This is a genomic window from Flavobacterium sinopsychrotolerans, assembly GCF_900110375.1.
Classification (GTDB): domain Bacteria; phylum Bacteroidota; class Bacteroidia; order Flavobacteriales; family Flavobacteriaceae; genus Flavobacterium; species Flavobacterium sinopsychrotolerans.
The window spans coordinates 745,842-765,730 of record NZ_FODN01000001.1; the positions used below are offsets into that span (position 1 = coordinate 745,842).

Annotated in this window: 17 protein-coding genes; 4 read left to right on the top strand and 13 right to left on the bottom strand. The window is 34.2% G+C overall.

Going from position 1 to position 19,889, the window contains the following annotated elements:
• The first annotated feature begins 276 nt into the window (after window positions 1–276).
• Window positions 277–744, top strand: coding sequence for a CYTH domain-containing protein (locus BMX64_RS03355; protein WP_091166545.1), 468 nt, complete (start codon window positions 277–279; stop codon window positions 742–744).
• 3 nt (window positions 745–747) lie between these two features.
• Here BMX64_RS03355 and BMX64_RS03360 read toward each other — a convergent pair whose 3' ends face one another.
• From BMX64_RS03360 to uvrC, 11 genes are all read right to left on the bottom strand, one after another.
• Window positions 748–1,230 carry a septal ring lytic transglycosylase RlpA family protein gene (locus BMX64_RS03360; protein WP_091166327.1) on the bottom strand — a complete coding sequence of 161 codons (483 nt, stop codon included), beginning with the start codon at window positions 1,228–1,230 and terminating at the stop codon, window positions 748–750.
• Between the two features lie 82 nt (window positions 1,231–1,312).
• Complete coding sequence (locus BMX64_RS03365; protein ID WP_091166546.1) at window positions 1,313–1,735, bottom strand: hypothetical protein; 423 nt, start codon at window positions 1,733–1,735, stop codon at window positions 1,313–1,315.
• A 103-nt stretch (window positions 1,736–1,838) separates the two neighbouring features.
• Window positions 1,839–4,625 carry a TonB-dependent receptor gene (locus BMX64_RS03370; protein ID WP_091166328.1) on the bottom strand — a complete coding sequence of 929 codons (2,787 nt, stop codon included), beginning with the start codon at window positions 4,623–4,625 and terminating at the stop codon, window positions 1,839–1,841.
• A gap of 381 nt (window positions 4,626–5,006) precedes the next feature.
• Window positions 5,007–6,659: a glucose-6-phosphate isomerase gene (gene pgi / locus BMX64_RS03375; protein WP_091166329.1), complete on the bottom strand. Its 1,653-nt coding sequence runs from the start codon at window positions 6,657–6,659 to the stop codon at window positions 5,007–5,009.
• A 183-nt stretch (window positions 6,660–6,842) separates the two neighbouring features.
• On the bottom strand, window positions 6,843–8,063 hold the full coding sequence (locus BMX64_RS03380; protein ID WP_091166330.1) for a M23 family metallopeptidase: 1,221 nt from the start codon (window positions 8,061–8,063) through the stop codon (window positions 6,843–6,845).
• A gap of 20 nt (window positions 8,064–8,083) precedes the next feature.
• Window positions 8,084–9,019, bottom strand: coding sequence for a tryptophan 2,3-dioxygenase family protein (locus BMX64_RS03385; RefSeq protein WP_091166331.1), 936 nt, complete (start codon window positions 9,017–9,019; stop codon window positions 8,084–8,086).
• Window positions 9,019–9,789, bottom strand: coding sequence for a DUF3108 domain-containing protein (locus BMX64_RS03390; RefSeq protein WP_091166332.1), 771 nt, complete (start codon window positions 9,787–9,789; stop codon window positions 9,019–9,021). The genes BMX64_RS03385 and BMX64_RS03390 overlap by 1 nt, the downstream gene beginning before the upstream one ends.
• Window positions 9,790–10,083: 294 nt before the next feature.
• Window positions 10,084–11,244: a 4-hydroxyphenylpyruvate dioxygenase gene (gene hppD / locus BMX64_RS03395; protein WP_091166333.1), complete on the bottom strand. Its 1,161-nt coding sequence runs from the start codon at window positions 11,242–11,244 to the stop codon at window positions 10,084–10,086.
• A gap of 209 nt (window positions 11,245–11,453) precedes the next feature.
• The gene (locus tag BMX64_RS03400) at window positions 11,454–12,611 is read right to left on the bottom strand and encodes a homogentisate 1,2-dioxygenase (RefSeq protein WP_091166334.1); all 1,158 of its coding nucleotides are present in this window, start codon (window positions 12,609–12,611) and stop codon (window positions 11,454–11,456) included.
• Window positions 12,612–12,796: 185 nt separating this feature from the next.
• Window positions 12,797–14,995: a patatin-like phospholipase family protein gene (locus tag BMX64_RS03405; RefSeq protein ID WP_091166335.1), complete on the bottom strand. Its 2,199-nt coding sequence runs from the start codon at window positions 14,993–14,995 to the stop codon at window positions 12,797–12,799.
• Window positions 14,996–15,031: 36 nt separating this feature from the next.
• Complete coding sequence (uvrC, locus tag BMX64_RS03410) at window positions 15,032–16,834, bottom strand: excinuclease ABC subunit UvrC (RefSeq protein WP_091166336.1); 1,803 nt, start codon at window positions 16,832–16,834, stop codon at window positions 15,032–15,034.
• A 127-nt stretch (window positions 16,835–16,961) separates the two neighbouring features.
• Between uvrC and BMX64_RS03415 the strand changes: the two genes are divergently transcribed.
• From BMX64_RS03415 to BMX64_RS03425, 3 genes are read left to right on the top strand one after another with little or no spacing between them, the layout of a single operon-like run.
• Window positions 16,962–17,945 carry a succinylglutamate desuccinylase/aspartoacylase family protein gene (locus BMX64_RS03415; RefSeq protein WP_091166337.1) on the top strand — a complete coding sequence of 328 codons (984 nt, stop codon included), beginning with the start codon at window positions 16,962–16,964 and terminating at the stop codon, window positions 17,943–17,945.
• A 10-nt stretch (window positions 17,946–17,955) separates the two neighbouring features.
• Complete coding sequence (locus BMX64_RS03420) at window positions 17,956–18,519, top strand: 5-formyltetrahydrofolate cyclo-ligase (protein ID WP_091166338.1); 564 nt, start codon at window positions 17,956–17,958, stop codon at window positions 18,517–18,519.
• Window positions 18,520–18,562: 43 nt separating this feature from the next.
• Complete coding sequence (locus BMX64_RS03425; RefSeq protein WP_091166339.1) at window positions 18,563–18,760, top strand: hypothetical protein; 198 nt, start codon at window positions 18,563–18,565, stop codon at window positions 18,758–18,760.
• Window positions 18,761–18,821: 61 nt separating this feature from the next.
• On the opposite strand, the gene BMX64_RS03430 is transcribed toward BMX64_RS03425, so the two are convergent.
• Together BMX64_RS03430 and BMX64_RS03435 are read right to left on the bottom strand one after the other, a co-directional pair.
• Complete coding sequence (locus BMX64_RS03430) at window positions 18,822–19,421, bottom strand: lipoprotein signal peptidase (RefSeq protein ID WP_091166340.1); 600 nt, start codon at window positions 19,419–19,421, stop codon at window positions 18,822–18,824.
• 85 nt (window positions 19,422–19,506) lie between these two features.
• Window positions 19,507–19,887, bottom strand: a complete 381-nt coding sequence (locus BMX64_RS03435; protein ID WP_073209154.1) for a TraR/DksA family transcriptional regulator — start codon at window positions 19,885–19,887, stop codon at window positions 19,507–19,509.
• Window positions 19,888–19,889: the final 2 nt, after the last annotated feature.

Below are 19,889 nucleotides of genomic sequence, written 5' to 3' on the forward strand. Positions count from 1 at the left end.
TTATTTTTGCTTATTGAAATACAAATAAAACAATGTAGAAAAATAGATTTCAAAACGGATTTAAAAGATACAAATCCATTAGAGGAAAATTTTGATACCTTTGAATACTGGAATAGCCCAGATAGAAGTGAAAATATTCGACTGAATAAAACTATTTTTTCTTTTAAAAAAGAGCGACCCAAGAAGCTCCTTTTTTAAAAATTGAAAAAAAGTTTTATGAGGGAGAAATTGAAACGAATAGCTGGAAATAGCTCCTATTATTTAAAAAAAACAAAAATGATTGAAATAGAAAGAAAATTTTTGGTTAAAGATGATTCATTCAAGACAGCCGCTTTTGCAAAAAACCACATTGCACAGGGCTATTTGAGTTCCGTTCCGGAACGTACGGTTCGCGTTCGTATAAAAGGAGACAAAGGATTTCTAACTATAAAAGGCGCTTCAAACGAAGCGGGATTATCACGATTTGAGTGGGAAAAGGAGATTCCTGTTGCCGAAGCTAAAGCGTTATTGCTTTTATGTGAAAAAGGTGTCATTGACAAAACACGGTTTGAAATAAAACAAGGTGATCATGTTTTTGAAGTGGATGAATTTTATGGTGAAAATGAAGGATTGATTGTTGCGGAAATTGAACTTAACTCTGAAACCGAAACTTTTGAAAAACCAAATTGGGTGGGGAACGAAGTAACCGGAAACAACCGATACTACAATTCGTATTTAAGCACCCATCCTTATAAAAACTGGTAATTATTAATTATCCAATACTGCTATTGTCACTAGCATTCCTCCGCTGCCTTTATGCGATGTAATATCCATAAATGCCCGTTTTGAAAGATCAATTTCTCTGGATTTAACAAATGGCCCTCTATCTGTAATTTCAACAATTACCCACTTTCCATTTTTTTCGTTAGTGACTTTCACTTTTGTACCGAAAGGAAGTTTTTTGTGCGCTGCAGTATATCTCTTGTTGTCAAATTTTGTTCCGCTTGCAGTCCTTTTTCCGTTGAATTTATCGGCATAATACGATGCATGTGCCTCTTTTTTGTAGGTTTTAAAGGTACCTAATGTAGTAATTAATGAATCTAATTTATTTTCTTGTACTTCAGCTACAGCTTTACTCTTTTTGATAGAGTCTTTTTGTATTGTAGATTTTTGTTTATTCAAAATTGAACTTTGACCACTAACTACGTTAATAATAGTCAGCAAAAAGAATAATGTAATTGATTTTTTCATATATACTGTATTAGTTAAATCTATTTTACAAAAACCATACCTAGATAAAAAAAGCCCTATTTCTAGAGCTTTTTTTAGGTTTTTAGAACCACATATTCCATGGAATTCTGCTCAAAATAAGTAGCAATCCTAAACCATAAAAAATAGAAAATGTTTTGAATTTTGATTCACTTGCCACTAATTTTTTATGTTTTGACCATCCTATTGTGATTAAAATAATTGCAATTATATTTATTAACGGGTGCTCCAATGAAGTAAGACGTAATGCCTTATCCGCCATCTGTCCAAAAGAAGCGAATCCTAATGGAGACACGAAATATAAAATGATACCTACTAATAATTGTATGTGAATTGCTATTAAGGCAAACAAGGCAATTTTCCTGTCTTTGGAAGTAAATTCTTTTTTTGAAGACATCCCAATAAAGGAATTAACCACTGCCACCACTAATACTAAAAGTGCTAAATAAGCCCAACCAGAATGAAATTTTTGAATGAAATCGTACATAAATACTTTTTTTGTTTTAACAAATATAAGAAAAAAAGGCATAAAAAAAAACGGCATCATGCTAAAAGCAGATGCCGTTTTTAAATATTAAAGAGATTCTCTTTTAGAAATTGTAACGTAAACTAAAGTTCCAAGTTCTTCCAAAACCGAAGAAAACTTGATTCGCATTTGCAACACCATTGTATAGTCTGTTGTTTGATGCATATGTCCCTAAAGCTGCATTTGAACTGATATTATCATCAGCGAAAATATTAGTTCTTGATTCCGCAATATAAACTTCGTCTAAAACATTGTTCACATTCAATCTGAAGTTTACAGAATTATCTTTGTTTTTACCTACAAGCATTTTATAAGAAAAACCAGCGTCCATTAAACCATAAGAAGGCAATTCTAAAGAACCTTTATTAGTCGCAGAAGCAAAGTCACCTGGAGAAATAGAAGCATATAATTTATCAGAATGTCTGTAATTTGCATCTAAAGTAACTCTTTTAACAACTTCATAAGAAGCTCCTAAAGAAGCAGTAACTTGAGCAGCATCTCCAACTTTAACTTTATCTAAATATAAAGTTCTTGCTGAACCGCCATCAATTGGGTTATTCGTATTATCATATCTGTTGCTAATACTATTACCATCATAAACCCATTTCCCAGCTGAAAACATAGCATTTATTTTCAATTTATCCCCAACCTTTGCATTAGCTTCAAGTTCAACACCAGAGTGAATTTCTGTAATCCCTGAGAAATCAAAATAACCACCAGGATTGTCAACTGAATTGTCAGTAGATCTTTGGTATCTGTCTTTCCAATTAGTATGGTAAACGTTTAAATTAGCATTGAAAACAGCGGAACGGAAACCGTATCCTGCTTCTAATCCAGTAATTTTTTCATTTGTTAAATTTGCTCCTAGAACAGAAGCATTATTAGGATAAACTGCATTAAAGAAAGGCTGTTTTGAGTAGTATCCTGCGTTAACAAAAACATTATGGTTTTCATTAATATTATAATTCGCTCCTCCTTTTACATTTCCTCCAAGAATATTTTCATAATCTGTAGAATATAAAGGATCCGTTGTTTTATATTTAAAGAAATCATCTCTTCTAAAGGCTTGCTGAGAAACTGCTCCTTGAATAAATGCAGTAAGATTATCAGCACTATACTCTAATTGAGTAAAAGCACCATACCATCTAACCAGACCATCATTATTGAAATTGATTTTTTCTTGATTAGCACTATAAAAAGGATTCGCGTTTGGTCTTGCTTCATAAGTAGTAGTTAAAAGCCTTGGAACTTGAACACCTGCTCCATCAACACTATTAACATTTGTATTATCAGAATATCTATCAGCACCCAACAAATCATTTAACACTTGATAGTGAATACCTCTATATGTTCTTGCATCAACACCAAAATCTAAAACTAATTTTTCATTTAATCTTTTATTCAAGTTCATCACACCACCATACCAGTTGTGAGAGTTAACTGAAGCAATTTGAGAAATACCATTAGTAGTATTATTAGATGTAGAAGAACTATTTTGATATGCTCCACCTATTTGAGTTCTTGTTACTGTGTTTCCACTAATAACAACTGGTTGACCCGAATTATACGCTTGAATTAAGTCAATATTAATTAAACCATTTGCAGTTTTCAAAGGATCAGCAAAAAATCTATTTCCTCTTATTGCTCCAGCTCCGTTAGAACCTCCTCCACGACCCCAAGATCCGTAAACAACAGTTGACAATTTAGTTGTTTCGTTTATTTTCCAATCCCAGTTGATTGAACCAACTGGTTTATGATAATAGTTCGTTCTAAAACTATATTCTTGTCCATTTAAATAACCCCAGTCTGAGTTGTATCTAGTATTAGGATCGTCATTTGAACCATATTTCTGAAAAGCTGCAATTGTAGGAGCAGTATTTCTTTGATTATGCCATTGTGGAGCACCTGTAAAAGTAAATTGGATATCGTGTTGCTTATTGATTTCATAACCAAGGGCAAGAAAATAATTGTATCCTTGAAACTTAGTTCCATCTACATAACCGTCACCACGTGTTTGACTCAATAAAATAGAAGCAGATAGTCCATTTTTCATTTTACCCGTAGAGTATGATGCTTGTGTTTTTAAATAATTAGCATTTCCAAAAGTTGATGATACTGAACCGCCTTCTTTCATATCTGAAGCTTTTGTAACTATATTGATAGTTCCTCCTACAGAAGAAATTGCCAATTTAGAAGATCCCAAACCTCTTTGAACCTGCATTGCAGAAGTAACATCTGACAAACCTGCCCAGTTACTCCAGTAAACTGCACTATTTTCCATGTCGTTTACAGGCATTCCATTAATCATTACCGCGATATTTCTTTGATCAAAACCACGAATATTAATTCTAGAATCACCAAAACCACCACCCGATTTTGTTGCATATACTGAAGGTGTATTCGCTAAAATTTCAGGAAACTCCTGAGATCCTAATTTCTCTTGAATTTCCGCAGCTTTTATTGTAGAAACTGCCACAGGTGTTTTTCTGTCTTTTGCAATATCTACAACACTACTCTTAACTATAATTTCAGTTAATTCATTAGAATTTCCTGTCAAAACAATAGTCCCTAAATTGACTGTAGCACCGTTTGAAACTGAAAATTTAACTATTTTCTGATCAAAACCGATAAAAGAAATAACTAATTCTCCTGAATTAGCTGAAGAATTGATAGAAAATGCACCATCAAAACCTGTAGAAGTAGTTGTTTTTGTACTTCTTATAACAACATTTGCACCTGGTAAAGTACTTTGACCATCTGTGATAGTTCCCGTAATTTTACCTTGAGAAAATGCTGTTGAGACTGCCAAAAACATTAATCCAGTAAGTAACCAATTTTTAATTGTCTTCATTATTGTTTAGTTTATTAATATTTGGCAAAAATATAACATTTTTGTTTTAAAAAGTTAACACAACGTTAAGAATAATATTTTTTTTACACAGAGAATATAGCTTAAAATAGTTCTTATTGCTTTTTTATTAAAAAAAAACATTTTTTGCAATAAAAAATGTTTTTTTTTAAATTATTCACATATATATTTTAATTAGTAATGTTTAAAAAAATTAAGTGAAGTTAAAAAAAAACACTATAACAGAGTCACTTAACCATAAAAAAGCCCTGATTTAATTAAAATCAGGGCTTTTAAACCAGTATCTAATCTTTAAAAACGGAAGGAAATAACTAAATTACATCAAAGTTCATAAAACTATAAAAATTAGTCCCAAAATTCATACTACTTACTCCTTAAAAAATGATTTAATAAAAAGGCAGTAGAACCGTCATGACTTTTGACCGTTTTCGTATGAATCTCCTCTAAAATTGAATTTGCTAATTGTTTCCCTAACTCAACTCCCCACTGATCAAAACTAAAAATATTCCAAATAATGCCCTGCACAAAAATTTTATGCTCATACAATGCAATCAAAGAACCTAAAGTTTCGGGCGTAAGTTTTTGAATTAAAATAGTATTAGTAGGCTTGTTGCCTGCAAAAACTTTAAAAGGCAATAGGAACTTTGCTTTCTCAGCTGCAATTCCTTGTTTATCAAATTCTGCCTGTACTTGTTCTTCTGATTTCCCATGCATTAATGCTTCGGTTTGTGCAAAAAAGTTAGACATTAGCTTATTGTGATGGTCATCATCTCCATATAAAGGAGTTATGAATCCAATAAAATCAGCCGGAATCAATTTTGTTCCTTGATGAATCAGTTGAAAAAAAGCATGTTGCGCGTTCGTTCCCGGCTCTCCCCAAATGATAGTTCCCGTTTGGTAGTTGACCGGATTGCCATCTCGACCTACACTTTTACCATTGCTTTCCATAGTCCCTTGTTGTAAGTAAGGCGCTAATTTTTGTAAATATTGCGTGTAGGGAATTAAAGCTTCACTTTCGGCACCAAAAAAGTTATTGTACCAAATGCTTAATAACGCTAAAGTAACGGGCATATTTTGATCAAAATCAGCAGTCTTGAAATGCTCGTCCATTTCATTGGCTCCTTTTAATAAGTCGTTAAAATTATCATAACCAACTGCCAAACTTATCGTAAGTCCAACCGCACTCCATAAGGAAAACCTTCCGCCAACCCAATCCCACATTGGAAAAACATTATCTGGATTAATCCCAAACTCAGTTACCTTTTGGATATTGGTAGAAACTGCTACAAAATGCTTAGCAACATCTTCTTGAACTGTCCCAAAATCTCGGGATAAAAACCATTTTCTGATAGTTTCAGAATTGGTCAGTGTTTCTTGTGTAGTAAATGTTTTAGAAACAATTACAAAAAGGGTCGTTTCGGGATTTAGTTTTTTTATAATCTCATTTACATGATCTCCATCCACATTTGAAACAAAATGGATATTAAGATGATTTTTATAGAATTGTAATGCCTCAATAACCATTGCAGGTCCTAAATCAGAACCTCCAATACCTATGTTAACAACATCCGTGAAGGCTTTGCCCGTAAAACCTGTTCTTCCTCCAGAAGTTACTTCGTTTGTAAATGCTTTAATTTTATTTTTCACTTCATAAATTTCAGGAATCACATCAATTCCATCCACTTTTACAACTGCAGATTCATTGGCACGTAAGGCAGTATGAAGCACGGCTCTGTTTTCGGTTTGATTGATGATTGCACCGTCAAAATAATCAGCAATGGCGCTTTTAAGCCCAACTTCATTGGCTAGTTCCAACAATAACTGAATCGTTTCCTTGTTGATAATATTTTTAGAAAAATCAATTAAAAAATTATTCCATTTCAAGTTAAATGTGTTCGCTCTCGAAGGGTCCAATTGAAATAATTCTTGCATCGAAGCTTTTTGCATTTCGTTGTAATGCAATTCAAGTTTCTTCCAAGCATTTGTTTCTGTTGGGTTTATAGTATTTAAGGCCATTATAAAGGATTTGTAGTATTGTTAAAATTGGGACAAAAATACTCAAATTTGTTTTAATGGAAAATGGGTTTTGATTTATATCACAATTTAGCAACAAAACCGCTAAATAGTAAAATTCTAAATTTACTTCATGGGATTCTGCTTTTGCATTCAAAAAACCGTAGACAATCTACATCCTTTGAATTATAGATTAGCGACACTATCTAATTCAAATTTCAGAGGCGTTATTTGTGCAAGAAATCGGCTTTTATTATTTCCGGTCATAGGCTCACCGGTAGGCAATTTAAGCCTTAGAGCATCCACTTGCTTCCCATTTTTCCAAAATCGATAACACACGTGCGGTCCTGTTGCAAGACCAGTACTTCCAACCAAACCAATGACTTGCCCTTGATTGACACGCTGTCCGCGTCTTACCAATATTTTTGACATGTGTAGGTATTGTGTAGAATAAGTTCCGTTGTGTTTTACTTTTACAAAATTTCCATTTCCGGCAGTAAAACCACTTTGCTCTACAATACCTCCTGCAGTAACAGTAATAGGAGTTCCGCGTGGTGCTGCATAATCCGTCCCTTTGTGCGCTTTCCATCGGTGTTGTACCGGATGAAATCTACTAGATGAAAACCGAGATGAAATTCTACTAAATTTTATAGGCGACTTTAGAAAGAAATTTTTTAGTGTTTTTCCTTGTTCATCATAGTATTCTATCTTATCTGAATTGGGATTCTGAGCAAAAGGAAACGCGTAAATAATTTTTCCTCTGTACTCAAAAAAAGAAGCTTCGAGTTCTTCTACTCCATCATAAACTGTGTCATTTATAAAGCGCTCAGTGAACGTTATTGCAAAACGATCTCCTTTTTTGAGTTTCATAAAGTCAATGGAATAGGCGTAAATCTTAGCTATTTTACTTGCCAAAACGCCTTCAATCTTAGCGTTACCAAGAGTTTCGGACAGCGACTCTTTCAAAACACCACCAATAGTACGTCGCTTGATGGTAATGGGTTTTATTTTTTTATAAACAACAATTGCTGTATCTCGGAAATCAACTACGTAATAACTCAAATTATCGGGCTGATAGATAAAAACCTCTAAGTTATGTTTTTTGTCTTTGGATCTCAACAACGTAAAAGGTCTGTTGATTCTAATAGTTCTTACATCAAAAGAATCTCTGACTTTTGCAATAATATCGTATACTTGGCGATCTCCTATATTTTGTTCTTCTAATAAGGTCCCAAAAGTATCTCCCCTTTCTATAGTGTCATTTACTATATTAAAATCAGCGAGAACAAATCCAAATTCACTTTTTTTAGGAACAAGCTTTACTACTTTTTCCGGAACTATTTCCTCCGTTTTTTTACATGATACTAAAGAAAATAATGCTATTATAACTATAAATATTTTTTTCAAACCGTGTTTTTTAATTCAACTTACATTTCTACTCCCCAATTTTCTAATTCATGGCTACTCCACAATTCCGGGAAGAAAATTCTTCTTTGGTATTTAGGATGCATGTATTTTTTCCAGTCACTTCCACCAGTAGCTTCGCCATCGCCTTTACCGCTTTGATCAATGTATTTTTTTGCTGTATTCAAATGTTGCATTACCCAAGTAATATTCACCGTATGGTCATAATGACGCATCGCTTGAACTAATTCGGGATTTTTTTGATCTAATTCCGGCAGTTGCTTAAATTTTTGCCAAATATTTATGGTGTTGTATTCCTCCATGTGCGCTAGGAATTCCTTCTTATATTTTTTTTCAAATTCCTCCAATAAAAAAGATTTTTTTCCGGTATGATAATCTTTTCCTGCTGCTTGCCAATATAAATGTTCCAATGCAAATTCATACGGTGTATTTCTGTCTATTGTATCTCTATAACGGTGGTCAATCAGATTTATTAGGTCAGTAGAAGCAAATTCTATCAGGCGGTATTGCGCACTTTGAAAACCACTGGCAGGTGTCAGTGTATTTCTAAATTTCATGTATTGATCTACTTCCATTCCATCTCCCATTATACTGAAAGAGGTAGTCAACATATCAAAATAACGACTGATTCGCATTAATCGCTCCGTGAAAAATACTGTATTAATGTTTTCACAATAGGAAATTTGTCTCATCTCCCAAAGTATCATTTTAAATATCAATTCGTTAACCTGATGATACATGATAAAAACCATTTCGTCAGGAAGCGTCGTTCTTTGAATTTGCAGATTCAACAAAGCATCTGTTTGAATGTAATCCCAATACGTGATTGGTTTTGACCACAATAACCCTTCTAGCTGCGTTTCTGTTTTTTGATTTATTGCTTCATATTTAAGCTCAATTTCTTTTAAAATAGCTTCTGAATTGTCGTTATTGCTCATTATTTTTTTATTTTAAAAGGATTCTTCAAGCCTTTATAGGCATCAATATCTGCCTTGATGGAACCTACTGCCAAACTAGCTTTTATTCTAAGGGGTAATTTATTATCATCGTCCGAAATCCAAACCGTAAGACTTTCTTGTTCTTTAAAAACACGTCCTGATTGTACCAAAGGTCTAAAAATCATAGCTGGAACAACGCCAAATTTAGTGGTTATATTTTCTCGTCCAATAAACTTTAGCTTGAATTTAGTAGTTTCATCATCAAAAAACATATCAATTGCCACTGATTCTCCTACTTTCAATTTATCAATTGTAGGATAATTTCTTAAATAATAAAACGTAGATAAAATGTCTTGTGTATTTTTAGGAACGTAAAGTGTTTTTTCGGTCTTATGTTTGTAATCCTTAATAAGAACTCTGTTTGTGGATTGATTAAAAAAACCTTCTTGATTTTTAGTATACCCTCCTTCATTAATCTTTCGAACAAACTGGTATGGATTTCCAGTCTCTTTGTCAATATAACTTTCGTATAAATCATCTACTTTAAAGAAAAAACGAGACATTCCTGTAGTGTACCCTTTCCCAACGACGTGAAAAGTTTTTTTATTATTTATCGTAGCATCTTTTACTTCTAATGTTGCATATCCTGCATTCACTATGCCGTAATGTATCCTGAATTTGAACCATTCCCCGACATCATAAGCATCCTCTCTTGGAGATTCAAAACTTACCGTCACTAAGAGTAGAAGGAGTAGAATTATCTTTTTCATTACGTTATGTTTTCTATTTATTTTTCAATAATAGCAAATTTTGTTCCAAATATATCAAAACAAAAAAACTCAGTCAAATAATGACTGAGTTTTTATGCTATTAACTAACCAAAAAACTATAAACTATGAAATTTATATGAAATCAGGAAGGAAACCACCCCTTCCCTTTTTGCGAGTGCAAAGGTAGCTAACAAATTCAGTTATATTTGTTAAAAATAAAGTTTAACACAACATTTACAAAGAACCATGTTGTTCGTCGGTTATTTTTTCACAATATGTAAAAATAATGCGTTTTTACAACGTTCCTCGCAATTGTTGTTCTCGCTCAATTGATTCAAATAGCGCTTTAAAGTTCCCTGCTCCAAAACCTTTTGCTCCCATTCTTTGAATAATTTCAAAAAACAAGGTTGGTCTGTCTTGTACCGGTTTTGTGAAAATTTGCAGTAAATATCCTTCTTCATCGGCATCGACCATAATGGCAAGCTTTTCGATTTCATTTAAATCTTCTTTCATCATTTTCATGTGATCGCCCAATCGCTCCGGAATTGCTTCATAATACGTATGCGGAGGAGCGGATAAGAATTCGATTCCTCTGGCTTTCAATTGCGATACCGTTTTGATAATATCATCCGTTGCAATTGCGATATGCTGAATTCCAGGTCCGCCATAAAAGTCCAGATATTCCTCAATTTGTGATTTTTTCTTGCCTTCGGCAGGTTCGTTGATTGGAAATTTGATTCTTCCGTTTCCATTAGACATTACTTTACTCATCAACGCCGAATATTCCGTGTTGATTTGTTTATCATCAAAAGAAAGGAAATTTACAAATCCCATCACGTCTTCATAGAATTTAACCCAAGTATTCATTTCGTTCCAACCCACATTTCCCACCATGTGATCTATGTATTTTAATCCTGTTGGCTCCGGATTGTAATCGGATTTCCATTCCTTATAACCCGGTAAGAAAACACCATTGTAATTTTTGCGTTCAACAAAAATGTGAACGGTTTCTCCGTAGGTAAAAATTCCGGAACGCACTACTTCTCCAAATTCATCTTTTTCTAGCGTTGGCTCCATAAAAGAGCGCGCCCCACGTTTCATAGTTTCTTCGTAAGCACTAGTCGCATCTTCAACCCAAAGTGCTGCAACTTTTACACCGTCACCATGTTTTCTCAAATGTTCATGAATTGGAGAATCTTGTGTCAATGGCGTGGTTAATACGATGCGAATCTTATCTTGCTTCAGCACATACGATGTTCTGTCTCGTACTCCAGTTTCTAGTCCGGCATACGCCAATGACTGGTATCCAAAAGCCGTTTTATAATAATGTGCGGATTGTTTTGCATTTCCTACGTAGAATTCTACATAATCGGTTCCTAATAATGGAAGGAAATCTTGCGCTCCTTCGAATATTTTTTCTAGCCCGTATTCTACTGATTTAAGTTCTTTTGACATGGCATTATTTGTTTATTCGGTACTTCTAGTTTTGGAACGCGGACGACGCGGATAAAACTGATGGACACGGATTTATTAATTTAAAATTATGTTATTGTTTACTCTAAAGTCCTAGCCCTGATAGCAGTGAAAATCCTTTTTTGAGGTTTTTTAACCGAAAAAAAGATTGTAATCTCGTCTTTCAGGAAGAGAGAGGAAATAGCTCCTTATTACTCTACCCAAGATTTATAGTACTGACCATCATCTAATCCCATCGCTTCTTCGGTGACCATTAAAGGGCGAAACGTATCGACCATTACGGCTAATTCATGAGTTTCTGTATGACCTATACTGCGTTCCATGGCTCCCGGTGCGGGTCCGTGCGGAATGCCTTTTGGGTGTAATGTGATGTGACCTTGCTCGATATTATTGCGGCTCATGAAATCGCCATCTACATAATACAAAACCTCATCACTATCAATATTACTGTGATTGTAAGGCGCTGGAATTGCTTTTGGGTGGTAATCGTACAGTCGCGGACAGAACGAACAAACGACGAAAGTTGCCGTTTCGAAGGTTTGATGTACTGGTGGCGGCTGATGTACGCGACCAGTTATAGGTTCAAAATTATGAATGCTGAATCCGTAAGGGAAATTATAACCGTCCCAACCTACAACATCAAAGGGATGCGTGGCGTAAACGACTTCATGCATCATTCCTTCTTTCTTGATTTTGATTAGGAAATCACCTTTTTCATCGTGCGTTTCTAACTCGTTTGGCAAAATAAAGTCGCGTTCGCAAAAAGGAGAATGCTCTAAATGTTGACCTGATTCGTTTTTATAGCGTTTTGGCGTGTAAAAAGGCGCAAATGATTCGACGTAGAAAAGTCTGTTTTCCGAAGTTTCAAAGTCAATTTGGTAAATCATTCCGCGAGGAATAATCAAGTAATCGCCATATTCAAAAGGAATATTTCCCATCATGGTGCGCAATTTTCCTTTTCCTTTGTGAATGAAAATCATTTCATCGGCATCAGCATTTTTGTAGAAATAGTTGCGCAATGATTGTCTTGGCGCGGCTAATCCTATCGTACAATCTTTGTTTACCAACATCGCTTTGCGACTGTCCAGAAAATCGTCTTCTGGTTTTAACTCAAACCCTTTTAACAGTAATGATTTGATATTTTTTCCAATGGCAATTTTTGGTTCAACCGAATAGGATTTTAGAATTTCCTTGACTTGCGTAGGCCTGTGAACGTGATATAACAATGACGAATGACCGTGAAAACCTTCTGTTCCAAAGAGTTGTTCGTAATACAAACCACCATTTGGTTTTTCGAATTGTGTGTGTCTTTTTTGAGGAAAACTCCCCAATTTGTGGTATAAAGGCATGATTTTTTTGTTTAAAAGTGTAACAAATTAAAGTTGAGATTACTTTATAATGTGCTATGATAAATCAAAAAAAAGAATACTTATTCAGGATTTCTCTTGATAAGGAATTGAAGATACTCTAATAAACCTAGCCATTTTGTTTTCATTATAACAAATATCGGAATTATTATTGAAATAAATTATAATTAAAACAAAAACCCAATGCTAAACCATGTAAATCCTTTGGGCTGTTCCGGAGACCAAGAATATTTTATTTCTATGGGTCCAATCACTGTTTCTAAACCATATCCAACGGCATAACCAGAATATTTTGGAATCGAAACCCAATCCACCGTTTCAAAAATTCGATCCCCAATATTAGCGAAATTTGCTGAGAAATTAACATGATTCTTCTTCAAAAACTCATAATCCACTGTTGCAGTTGATTTTATATAACTATTGGCAGCCACACTTAAATAATCGTACCCATATAGATATTTGAAATTATTAAGCGGATTATACCCATACCCTCCTAAAATAAAATTAAAAAAGGCAACACTTTCCTGACCAAAAGAAAATCCGGCATCGGTTTGAAATTTTACTGTGGCGTTTTTAAACAAAGTTGCCGCTACACCAAAATCACCTTTAGCAATGGAAAACGGCTGAAAATTACCGGTATAATTGGATGACAGTAAATACGATTGAATATCACCTGAAAAATACCATCCTTTTTTAGGAAAATATTTATTATCGAAAGAATCGAATTTCAAGTAACCAAAAAGACTTAAATAATTACTATTGTCAATTATTGGATCTACATTGGCGAGTGTTTCTGATTTTATCTTTAAATATTTGAGTTCGACTCCGCCTCCAATTAAAAATTTTTGAACAAATAAAGATTGGAAATATGCTTGATTCGTCATGTCAGTAAAATCAACATTAATAGAATTTATATCTGGATTATTTAAAGTTGTACTACTTATTTCCTTGGCTACATTTCGATTAAATTGGTTGTAATGCGATTTGAAACCAAAACTCAGATTAAATCCATTTTCAATGTAATAATCTAAATTATATCTAATATTATCGCCTAAAATAATATCCAGCGATGCTATATCATTTTTAAAAAGTGTTTTTTTACGTGTCAAATTCACTAACACACCACTTTTGAACAAATTATCATAATGCATTCCGAATTTCAAATAGGTTTTTGTGGGATTTTCTTTCAAGCTAATATGTAAGTCAACATCTTCTTTGTTTGACTCTAAAGAATACGATATGGCACTAAAATTTTTGGTCGCATTGATATTATTAATCCCCTTCAGCAAATCATCATAACAAGTTTTAGCACCGGGCTTAAATCGTAATTTTCCAATGACATACTCTTTCGTATAATTATCTAATTTATTACTGTTTATAGCTCTAATTTGTATACTGTCTGAACTTAATTCCAACTTTGGTTTCCGGTAAGGATTGGATTCATCGACAATTTTTTTTATTTGTTCGTAAACTGCAAAAGTAGCTTCTTCCCCTTTTCTTATAATTTCTTTTCCTTTATCAAAAGAAACTACGCCGTATTGAGAAATATCGGGTTTAATGTAAATATCTGTGTTAGAAATATTCTTCTTCATTCTCTCAATGGACTGGAGACTGGTTATTTGTACTAAAATTTTAGTAGCATCTTTCAGTTGCGTTCGATCCAATAATCCATCCTGAACATCGACACCTATTATGATATCAGCACCTAATTTCCGTACCTCTTCAATGGGATAATTATTAACAACGCCACCATCTACCAAAATTTTTCCATCAATTTCCACAGGAGAAAATAAAGAGGGAAATGCAGAGCTTGCAATCATGGCCTGCACCAAATTTCCCTTGTTCAACAGCACCTCTTCTCCGGTTTCAATATTGGTACCAATACATAAAAAAGGAATGGGAAGTTGGTTAAAATCTTTAATGTGTCTTACGTTTCTGGTAATTCTGCTCAATAAATTATAATTGTACATTCCTTTAGACAAGGCTTCCGGAATTCCAATCTTCATTTTATTAAACGGCAAAACCAGCGCATACAATTCGTCGTTTCTTCTTTCGTAAAAATTTTTGGAAGATCTGGGAATAAAATCATTGATTAATTCATTGAAATTTGTCGCCTGAAAAATAGAATCAATTTGGGTTGCATTATATCCCGAAGCATAAAGACCGCCAATAACCGCACCCATGCTGGTTCCGCCAATATAATCAATCTTGACGCCTGCTTCTTCTAATACTTTCAAAACTCCAATATGAGCAAATCCTTTTGCACCACCACCACTCAAAACCAAACCTATTTTGGGTCTTTTTTGTTCTTGCGAAAATACAGCCAGACTGGTGAAAACAATTAATAATAGTGCGATTTTCTTCATAAGCAGCCATTTGTTCCGTAATAGAATGAGGAAATATTAATTTTCATTTGTTGCCTTGTAAAATTCGGTAATTTTTTTGGCTTTTGATGTACCTATGACATCAGAAATTTCTTTTTCTGTTGCTAATTTCAATCTTTTAACACTTTTAAAGTGTTGAATCAAAGCCAACATAGTTTTTTCTCCAATGCCAGGAATGGATTCTATCGAAGAATTCAGTGCTGCTTTACTTCTTTTATCTCTGTGATGCGTAATCCCAAAACGGTGTGCTTCGTTTCGCAATTGTTGAATTATTTTCAGTGTCTCTGATTTTTTATCTAAATACAACGGGATAGAATCTCCGGGATAAAACAGCTCTTCCAGTCTTTTGGCAATACCAATTATAGCAATCTTTCCTCTAAGACCCAATTCATCAATGCTTTTCAATGCCGATGACAATTGCCCTTTTCCACCATCAATAATTATTAAATTGGGTAATGGTTCATTTTCGTCCAGTAATCGTTTGTATCTTCTGTAAACCACTTCGGTCATCGAAGCAAAATCGTCCGGTCCTTCGACTGTTTTTATATTAAAGTGACGATAATCCTTTTTGCTGGGTTTTCCATCTTTAAAAACTACACAAGCCGCCACAGGATTTGTTCCTTGAATATTCGAGTTGTCAAAACATTCAATGTGTCGTGGCTCCACCGGCAATCGCAAGTCTTTTTGCATTTGCGCCATAATCCTTTTCGTATGGCGATCAGGATCTACAATTTGCAATTGTTTGAGTTGTTCGATTCGGTAAAACTTAGCGTTTCGGATTGACAAATCCAAAATTTGTTTTTTATCTCCCAGTTGCGGAACGGTAATTTTTATATTCTCCCCCAAGTCCACATGAAAAGGAACAATAACTTCCCTAGACAGCAAATGAAAACGCTCTCGCAGTTCGATAATCGCCAATTCTAATAATTCCTCATCAGTTTCGTCAAGTTTCTTTTTGATTTCCATCGTGTGCGAACGAATAATCGAACCGTGAGAAATTTGCAGGAAATTCACATAGGCCGCACTTTCATCTGAAACAATAGAAAAGACATCAATATTGGTGATTTTTGGATTTACAATCGTAGATCTTGATTGGTAATTCTCTAAAATTTCTATTTTTTCTTTTATTTTCTGCGCTTCTTCAAAATGCATGTCAGCGGCCAAACTGGTCATAACACGTTTGAAATCTTTCATACTCTCTTTGAAATTTCCCTTCAGGATTTCGCGAATCGCATCGACTTGCTTTTGGTACTTTTCTAACGTCTCATGCCCTTCACAAGGCCCCATACAATTGCCAATATGATATTCAAGACAAACTTTGAATTTCCCGCTTTCGATATTACTTTTACTCAAATCGTAATTGCAAGTCCGCAGCGGATACAGTTCTTTAATAAGTTCTAGAATAGTACTTACTGTTTTGAAACTGGTGTAAGGACCAAAATATTCCGACCCGTCTTTGACCATCCTTCGGGTTGCAAAAATGCGCGAAAAAGGCTCTTTCTTGATACACAACCACGGATAACTTTTATCATCCCGCAATAACACATTGTAACGCGGCTGCAGGGTTTTTATCAGATTATTTTCTAACAAAAGCGCATCGGTTTCAGTAGGAACCACAATGTGTTTTATCGTGACAATTTTCTTTACGAGCACATTGGTTTTGGCCGTATCATGAATTTTATTGAAATAAGAAGAAACTCGCTTTTTAAGATTTTTGGCTTTGCCCACATACAAAATTTTCCCTTCTTTGTCGTAATATTGGTATACGCCGGGATTATCAGGCAAGGTTTGGATTTGTAGGGCTAAAGTTGTTGGATTCATGTAACAAAGTTAATCTCAAAAATCCCCAAATACAAATCAATGTTCTTGAAATCTTACTGAAGAAAATTTTATCGAAATTTTAGTTTCTAATTCGTTATTATCCTTATTTTTATGCTTTCAAGAACCTATGATAAAAATTAATACCACACCTATTGTTCTTTTTGGCGAAAGCATAAATCCGGGCGAAAGCAAAACTATCAATGTCGAAATTGCCAGACTGCACACCACTACAAAACTGAACATCCCTATTATAGTAAGACGCTCCAAGTTTCAAGGTCCCGTTGTTCTTTTCTCAGCAGGGATTCATGGTGACGAAATCAATGGAGTCGAAATCGTAAGACAGCTCATTTACAAAAAAATAAACAAGCCAAAAAGAGGTACAATCATTTGTATTCCAATAATTAACGTATACGGATTTGTCAATAAATCCAGAGAATTTCCAGATGGTCGAGATTTAAACCGCGTTTTTCCCGGAAGCAAAACGGGTTCTTTGGCCAGCCGATTTGCATTTCATATTTTAGCTGAAATCATGCCCTTAGTAGAATATGCTGTCGATTTTCATGCCGGTGGAGCCAGCCGTTTCAACGCACCACAAATCAGAATAGCACATAATAATGCTGATTTAAAAATTCTTGCTGATGTTTTTAATGCACCTTTCACCTTATATTCCAGAAATATAATGGGATCTTTTAGGAGTTCCAGCGAAAGAATGGACGTCAAAATGTTACTTTTTGAAGGCGGAAAATCATTAGATATTAATAATGATATCGCCGAGGAAGGCATAAATGGAGCAAAGCGCCTGCTTAAACATCTTGACATGCTAGATTTAAAACATACAGCCGTACAACAAAAATCCAACACGATTTATATTGAAAAATCTGGTTGGATACGCGCCAAATGCTCCGGATTATTACACGATTTTAATACGATAGGGAAATTTGTAAAAAAAGGAACTATTCTTGCCACCATAACTGATCCGTACGGAAAATTTGAACGAAAAGTAAAAGCGCCAAACGACGGCTATATCATCAATGCCAATCATTCACCAATTGTGTATGAAGGCGATGCTATTTATCATTTGTCGAATGCTCTTGGAGAAGAAGGAGAATAAAATATTTAAAATGAACAAGACAGACTTACGACAAAAATACAAAGCCTTACGAAATTCACTTTCTGAAAATGAATTGGAAGAAATGAGTTTGGCTGTAGCCAATAAAATACTGACACTCCCGCTTTGGGAAAAAACTTATTTTCATGTTTTCCTTCCCATAACAGAACAAAAGGAAGTCAATACAGAATTTATTTTACACTTATTGTCCGGAAAAGACAAAGAAATTATTGTTTCCAAAGCTGATTTTACAACCAGGAACATGACTCATTTCCTATTGACAGATAATACTAAAATCAAGAAAAATGAATACAACATTCCGGAACCTGTAGATGGTATTGAAGTTCCCTCAAATAAGATTGATGTAGTTTTTGTTCCGCTTTTGGCTTTCGATAAAAAAGGGCATCGCGTGGGTTACGGCAAAGGGTTTTACGATAAATTTTTATCAGAATGTAAATCGGATATAATCAAAATTGGACTGTCTTTCTTCGAACCTGAAGAAATTATTAAAGATGTATTTGAAGCTGATGTACAATTGGATTATTGCGTGACGCCAAATTCAATTCACTCGTTTTAATTTGGAATGCGTACTTTCGCAGCAGATACAATCAAAATAATATATGAGAACATTCAAAAATTCAAGATTTGCAGTAAGCGTTATGGTTATTTTATTCGCAGTTTCCTTTTCAAATTGCAGCATCCAAACCGGAACCAGCAGATCAAGTTATAAAGCTAAAAAACTTCCTCCAGGACAAGCTAAAAAAATATATGGTGGAAAAAGTGCAAAACGATATGCACCGGGACACAACAAAAATTAATAAAAAAAAGACCTGTTCAAATCATGAACAGGTCTTTTTGTATAGGGTAAAAACGCTGAATCTAATTGTGATGAAATGCTTTTTTATTAAAGAAAATCAAGATTCCAACTCCGGTAGAAATCGCCATATCAGCAATGTTGAAAATGGCATTGAAAAAAGTAAATTCTCTTCCACCCCAAATTGGCAACCAACTTGGTAGATTTCCATGCCAAAAGGGAAAGTAAAACATATCTACTACTTTTCCGTGAAACCAAGTTCCATAAGGTTGATCCGAAAAGAGAGTGGCTAATTGTTGTTGACTGTCGTCAAAAATAACACCATAGAAAACAGAATCAATAATATTTCCGAAAGCACCGGCTAAAATCAATGAAATAGCTACGATTAAATAATTGGAACTGTGTTTTCTTTCAACAGAATCCCACAACCAATATCCAATTCCACCTACAGCCACCAATCTAAAAAGGGTTAGGAATAATTTTCCGTATGCACCCGGAATTTCAGTTCCCCAAGCCATTCCTTCATTTTCTATAAAAAGAATTTTGAACCATTTGAATACTTCAACTTCTTCGCCTAATATAAAATTAGTTTTAATGTATATTTTGGAAACTTGATCAACAAGCAATAAGATAAAAATAAGGAGATACGCTTTTCGTAATGACATTTTATAAATTTTAATGGCGCAAAAATAACAATTTAATCAAAAAAAACGCTCCATTAGGAGCGTTAAATATTACACAACAAGTAGTTTATCTTTGCAAATTTTTTGCCTCAATACTCATTGTTGCATGAGGAACGATTTTTAATCTTTCTTTCCCAATTAGTTTGCCTGTAACTTTACACACGCCGTATGTTTTATTTTCTACACGGAAAAGTGCATTTTTCAAATCACGAATAAACTTTTCCTGACGTATTGCCAGTTGAGAATTTGCTTCTTTAGACATTGTTTCGCTTCCCTCTTCAAATGCTTTAAAGGTAGGCGAAGTATCGTCAGTTCCATTATTCAAATCATTCATGTATGCACTTTTTATCAGATCTAAATCAGCTTGTGCTTTTTGAATTTTGTTCAGGATTATCTCTTTGAACTCTGCTAAATCAGCGTCAGAGTACCTTGTTGCTTCATCTACCATTT

Coding starts and splice junctions, on each gene's coding strand:
- BMX64_RS03430 (WP_091166340.1), bottom strand. CDS start 19,421: ATGTCATTACGAAAAGCGTATCTCCTTATTTTTATCTTATTGCTTGTT.
- hppD (WP_091166333.1), bottom strand. CDS start 11,244: ATGTCAAAAGAACTTAAATCAGTAGAATACGGGCTAGAAAAAATATTC.
- BMX64_RS03390 (WP_091166332.1), bottom strand. CDS start 9,789: ATGAAAAAGATAATTCTACTCCTTCTACTCTTAGTGACGGTAAGTTTT.
- BMX64_RS03360 (WP_091166327.1), bottom strand. CDS start 1,230: ATGAAAAAATCAATTACATTATTCTTTTTGCTGACTATTATTAACGTA.
- BMX64_RS03415 (WP_091166337.1), top strand. CDS start 16,962: ATGATAAAAATTAATACCACACCTATTGTTCTTTTTGGCGAAAGCATA.
- BMX64_RS03435 (WP_073209154.1), bottom strand. CDS start 19,887: ATGGTAGATGAAGCAACAAGGTACTCTGACGCTGATTTAGCAGAGTTC.
- BMX64_RS03420 (WP_091166338.1), top strand. CDS start 17,956: ATGAACAAGACAGACTTACGACAAAAATACAAAGCCTTACGAAATTCA.
- BMX64_RS03400 (WP_091166334.1), bottom strand. CDS start 12,611: ATGCCTTTATACCACAAATTGGGGAGTTTTCCTCAAAAAAGACACACA.
- BMX64_RS03425 (WP_091166339.1), top strand. CDS start 18,563: ATGAGAACATTCAAAAATTCAAGATTTGCAGTAAGCGTTATGGTTATT.
- BMX64_RS03385 (WP_091166331.1), bottom strand. CDS start 9,019: ATGAGCAATAACGACAATTCAGAAGCTATTTTAAAAGAAATTGAGCTT.
- BMX64_RS03355 (WP_091166545.1), top strand. CDS start 277: ATGATTGAAATAGAAAGAAAATTTTTGGTTAAAGATGATTCATTCAAG.
- uvrC (WP_091166336.1), bottom strand. CDS start 16,834: ATGAATCCAACAACTTTAGCCCTACAAATCCAAACCTTGCCTGATAAT.
- pgi (WP_091166329.1), bottom strand. CDS start 6,659: ATGGCCTTAAATACTATAAACCCAACAGAAACAAATGCTTGGAAGAAA.
- BMX64_RS03405 (WP_091166335.1), bottom strand. CDS start 14,995: ATGAAGAAAATCGCACTATTATTAATTGTTTTCACCAGTCTGGCTGTA.
- BMX64_RS03365 (WP_091166546.1), bottom strand. CDS start 1,735: ATGTACGATTTCATTCAAAAATTTCATTCTGGTTGGGCTTATTTAGCA.
- BMX64_RS03370 (WP_091166328.1), bottom strand. CDS start 4,625: ATGAAGACAATTAAAAATTGGTTACTTACTGGATTAATGTTTTTGGCA.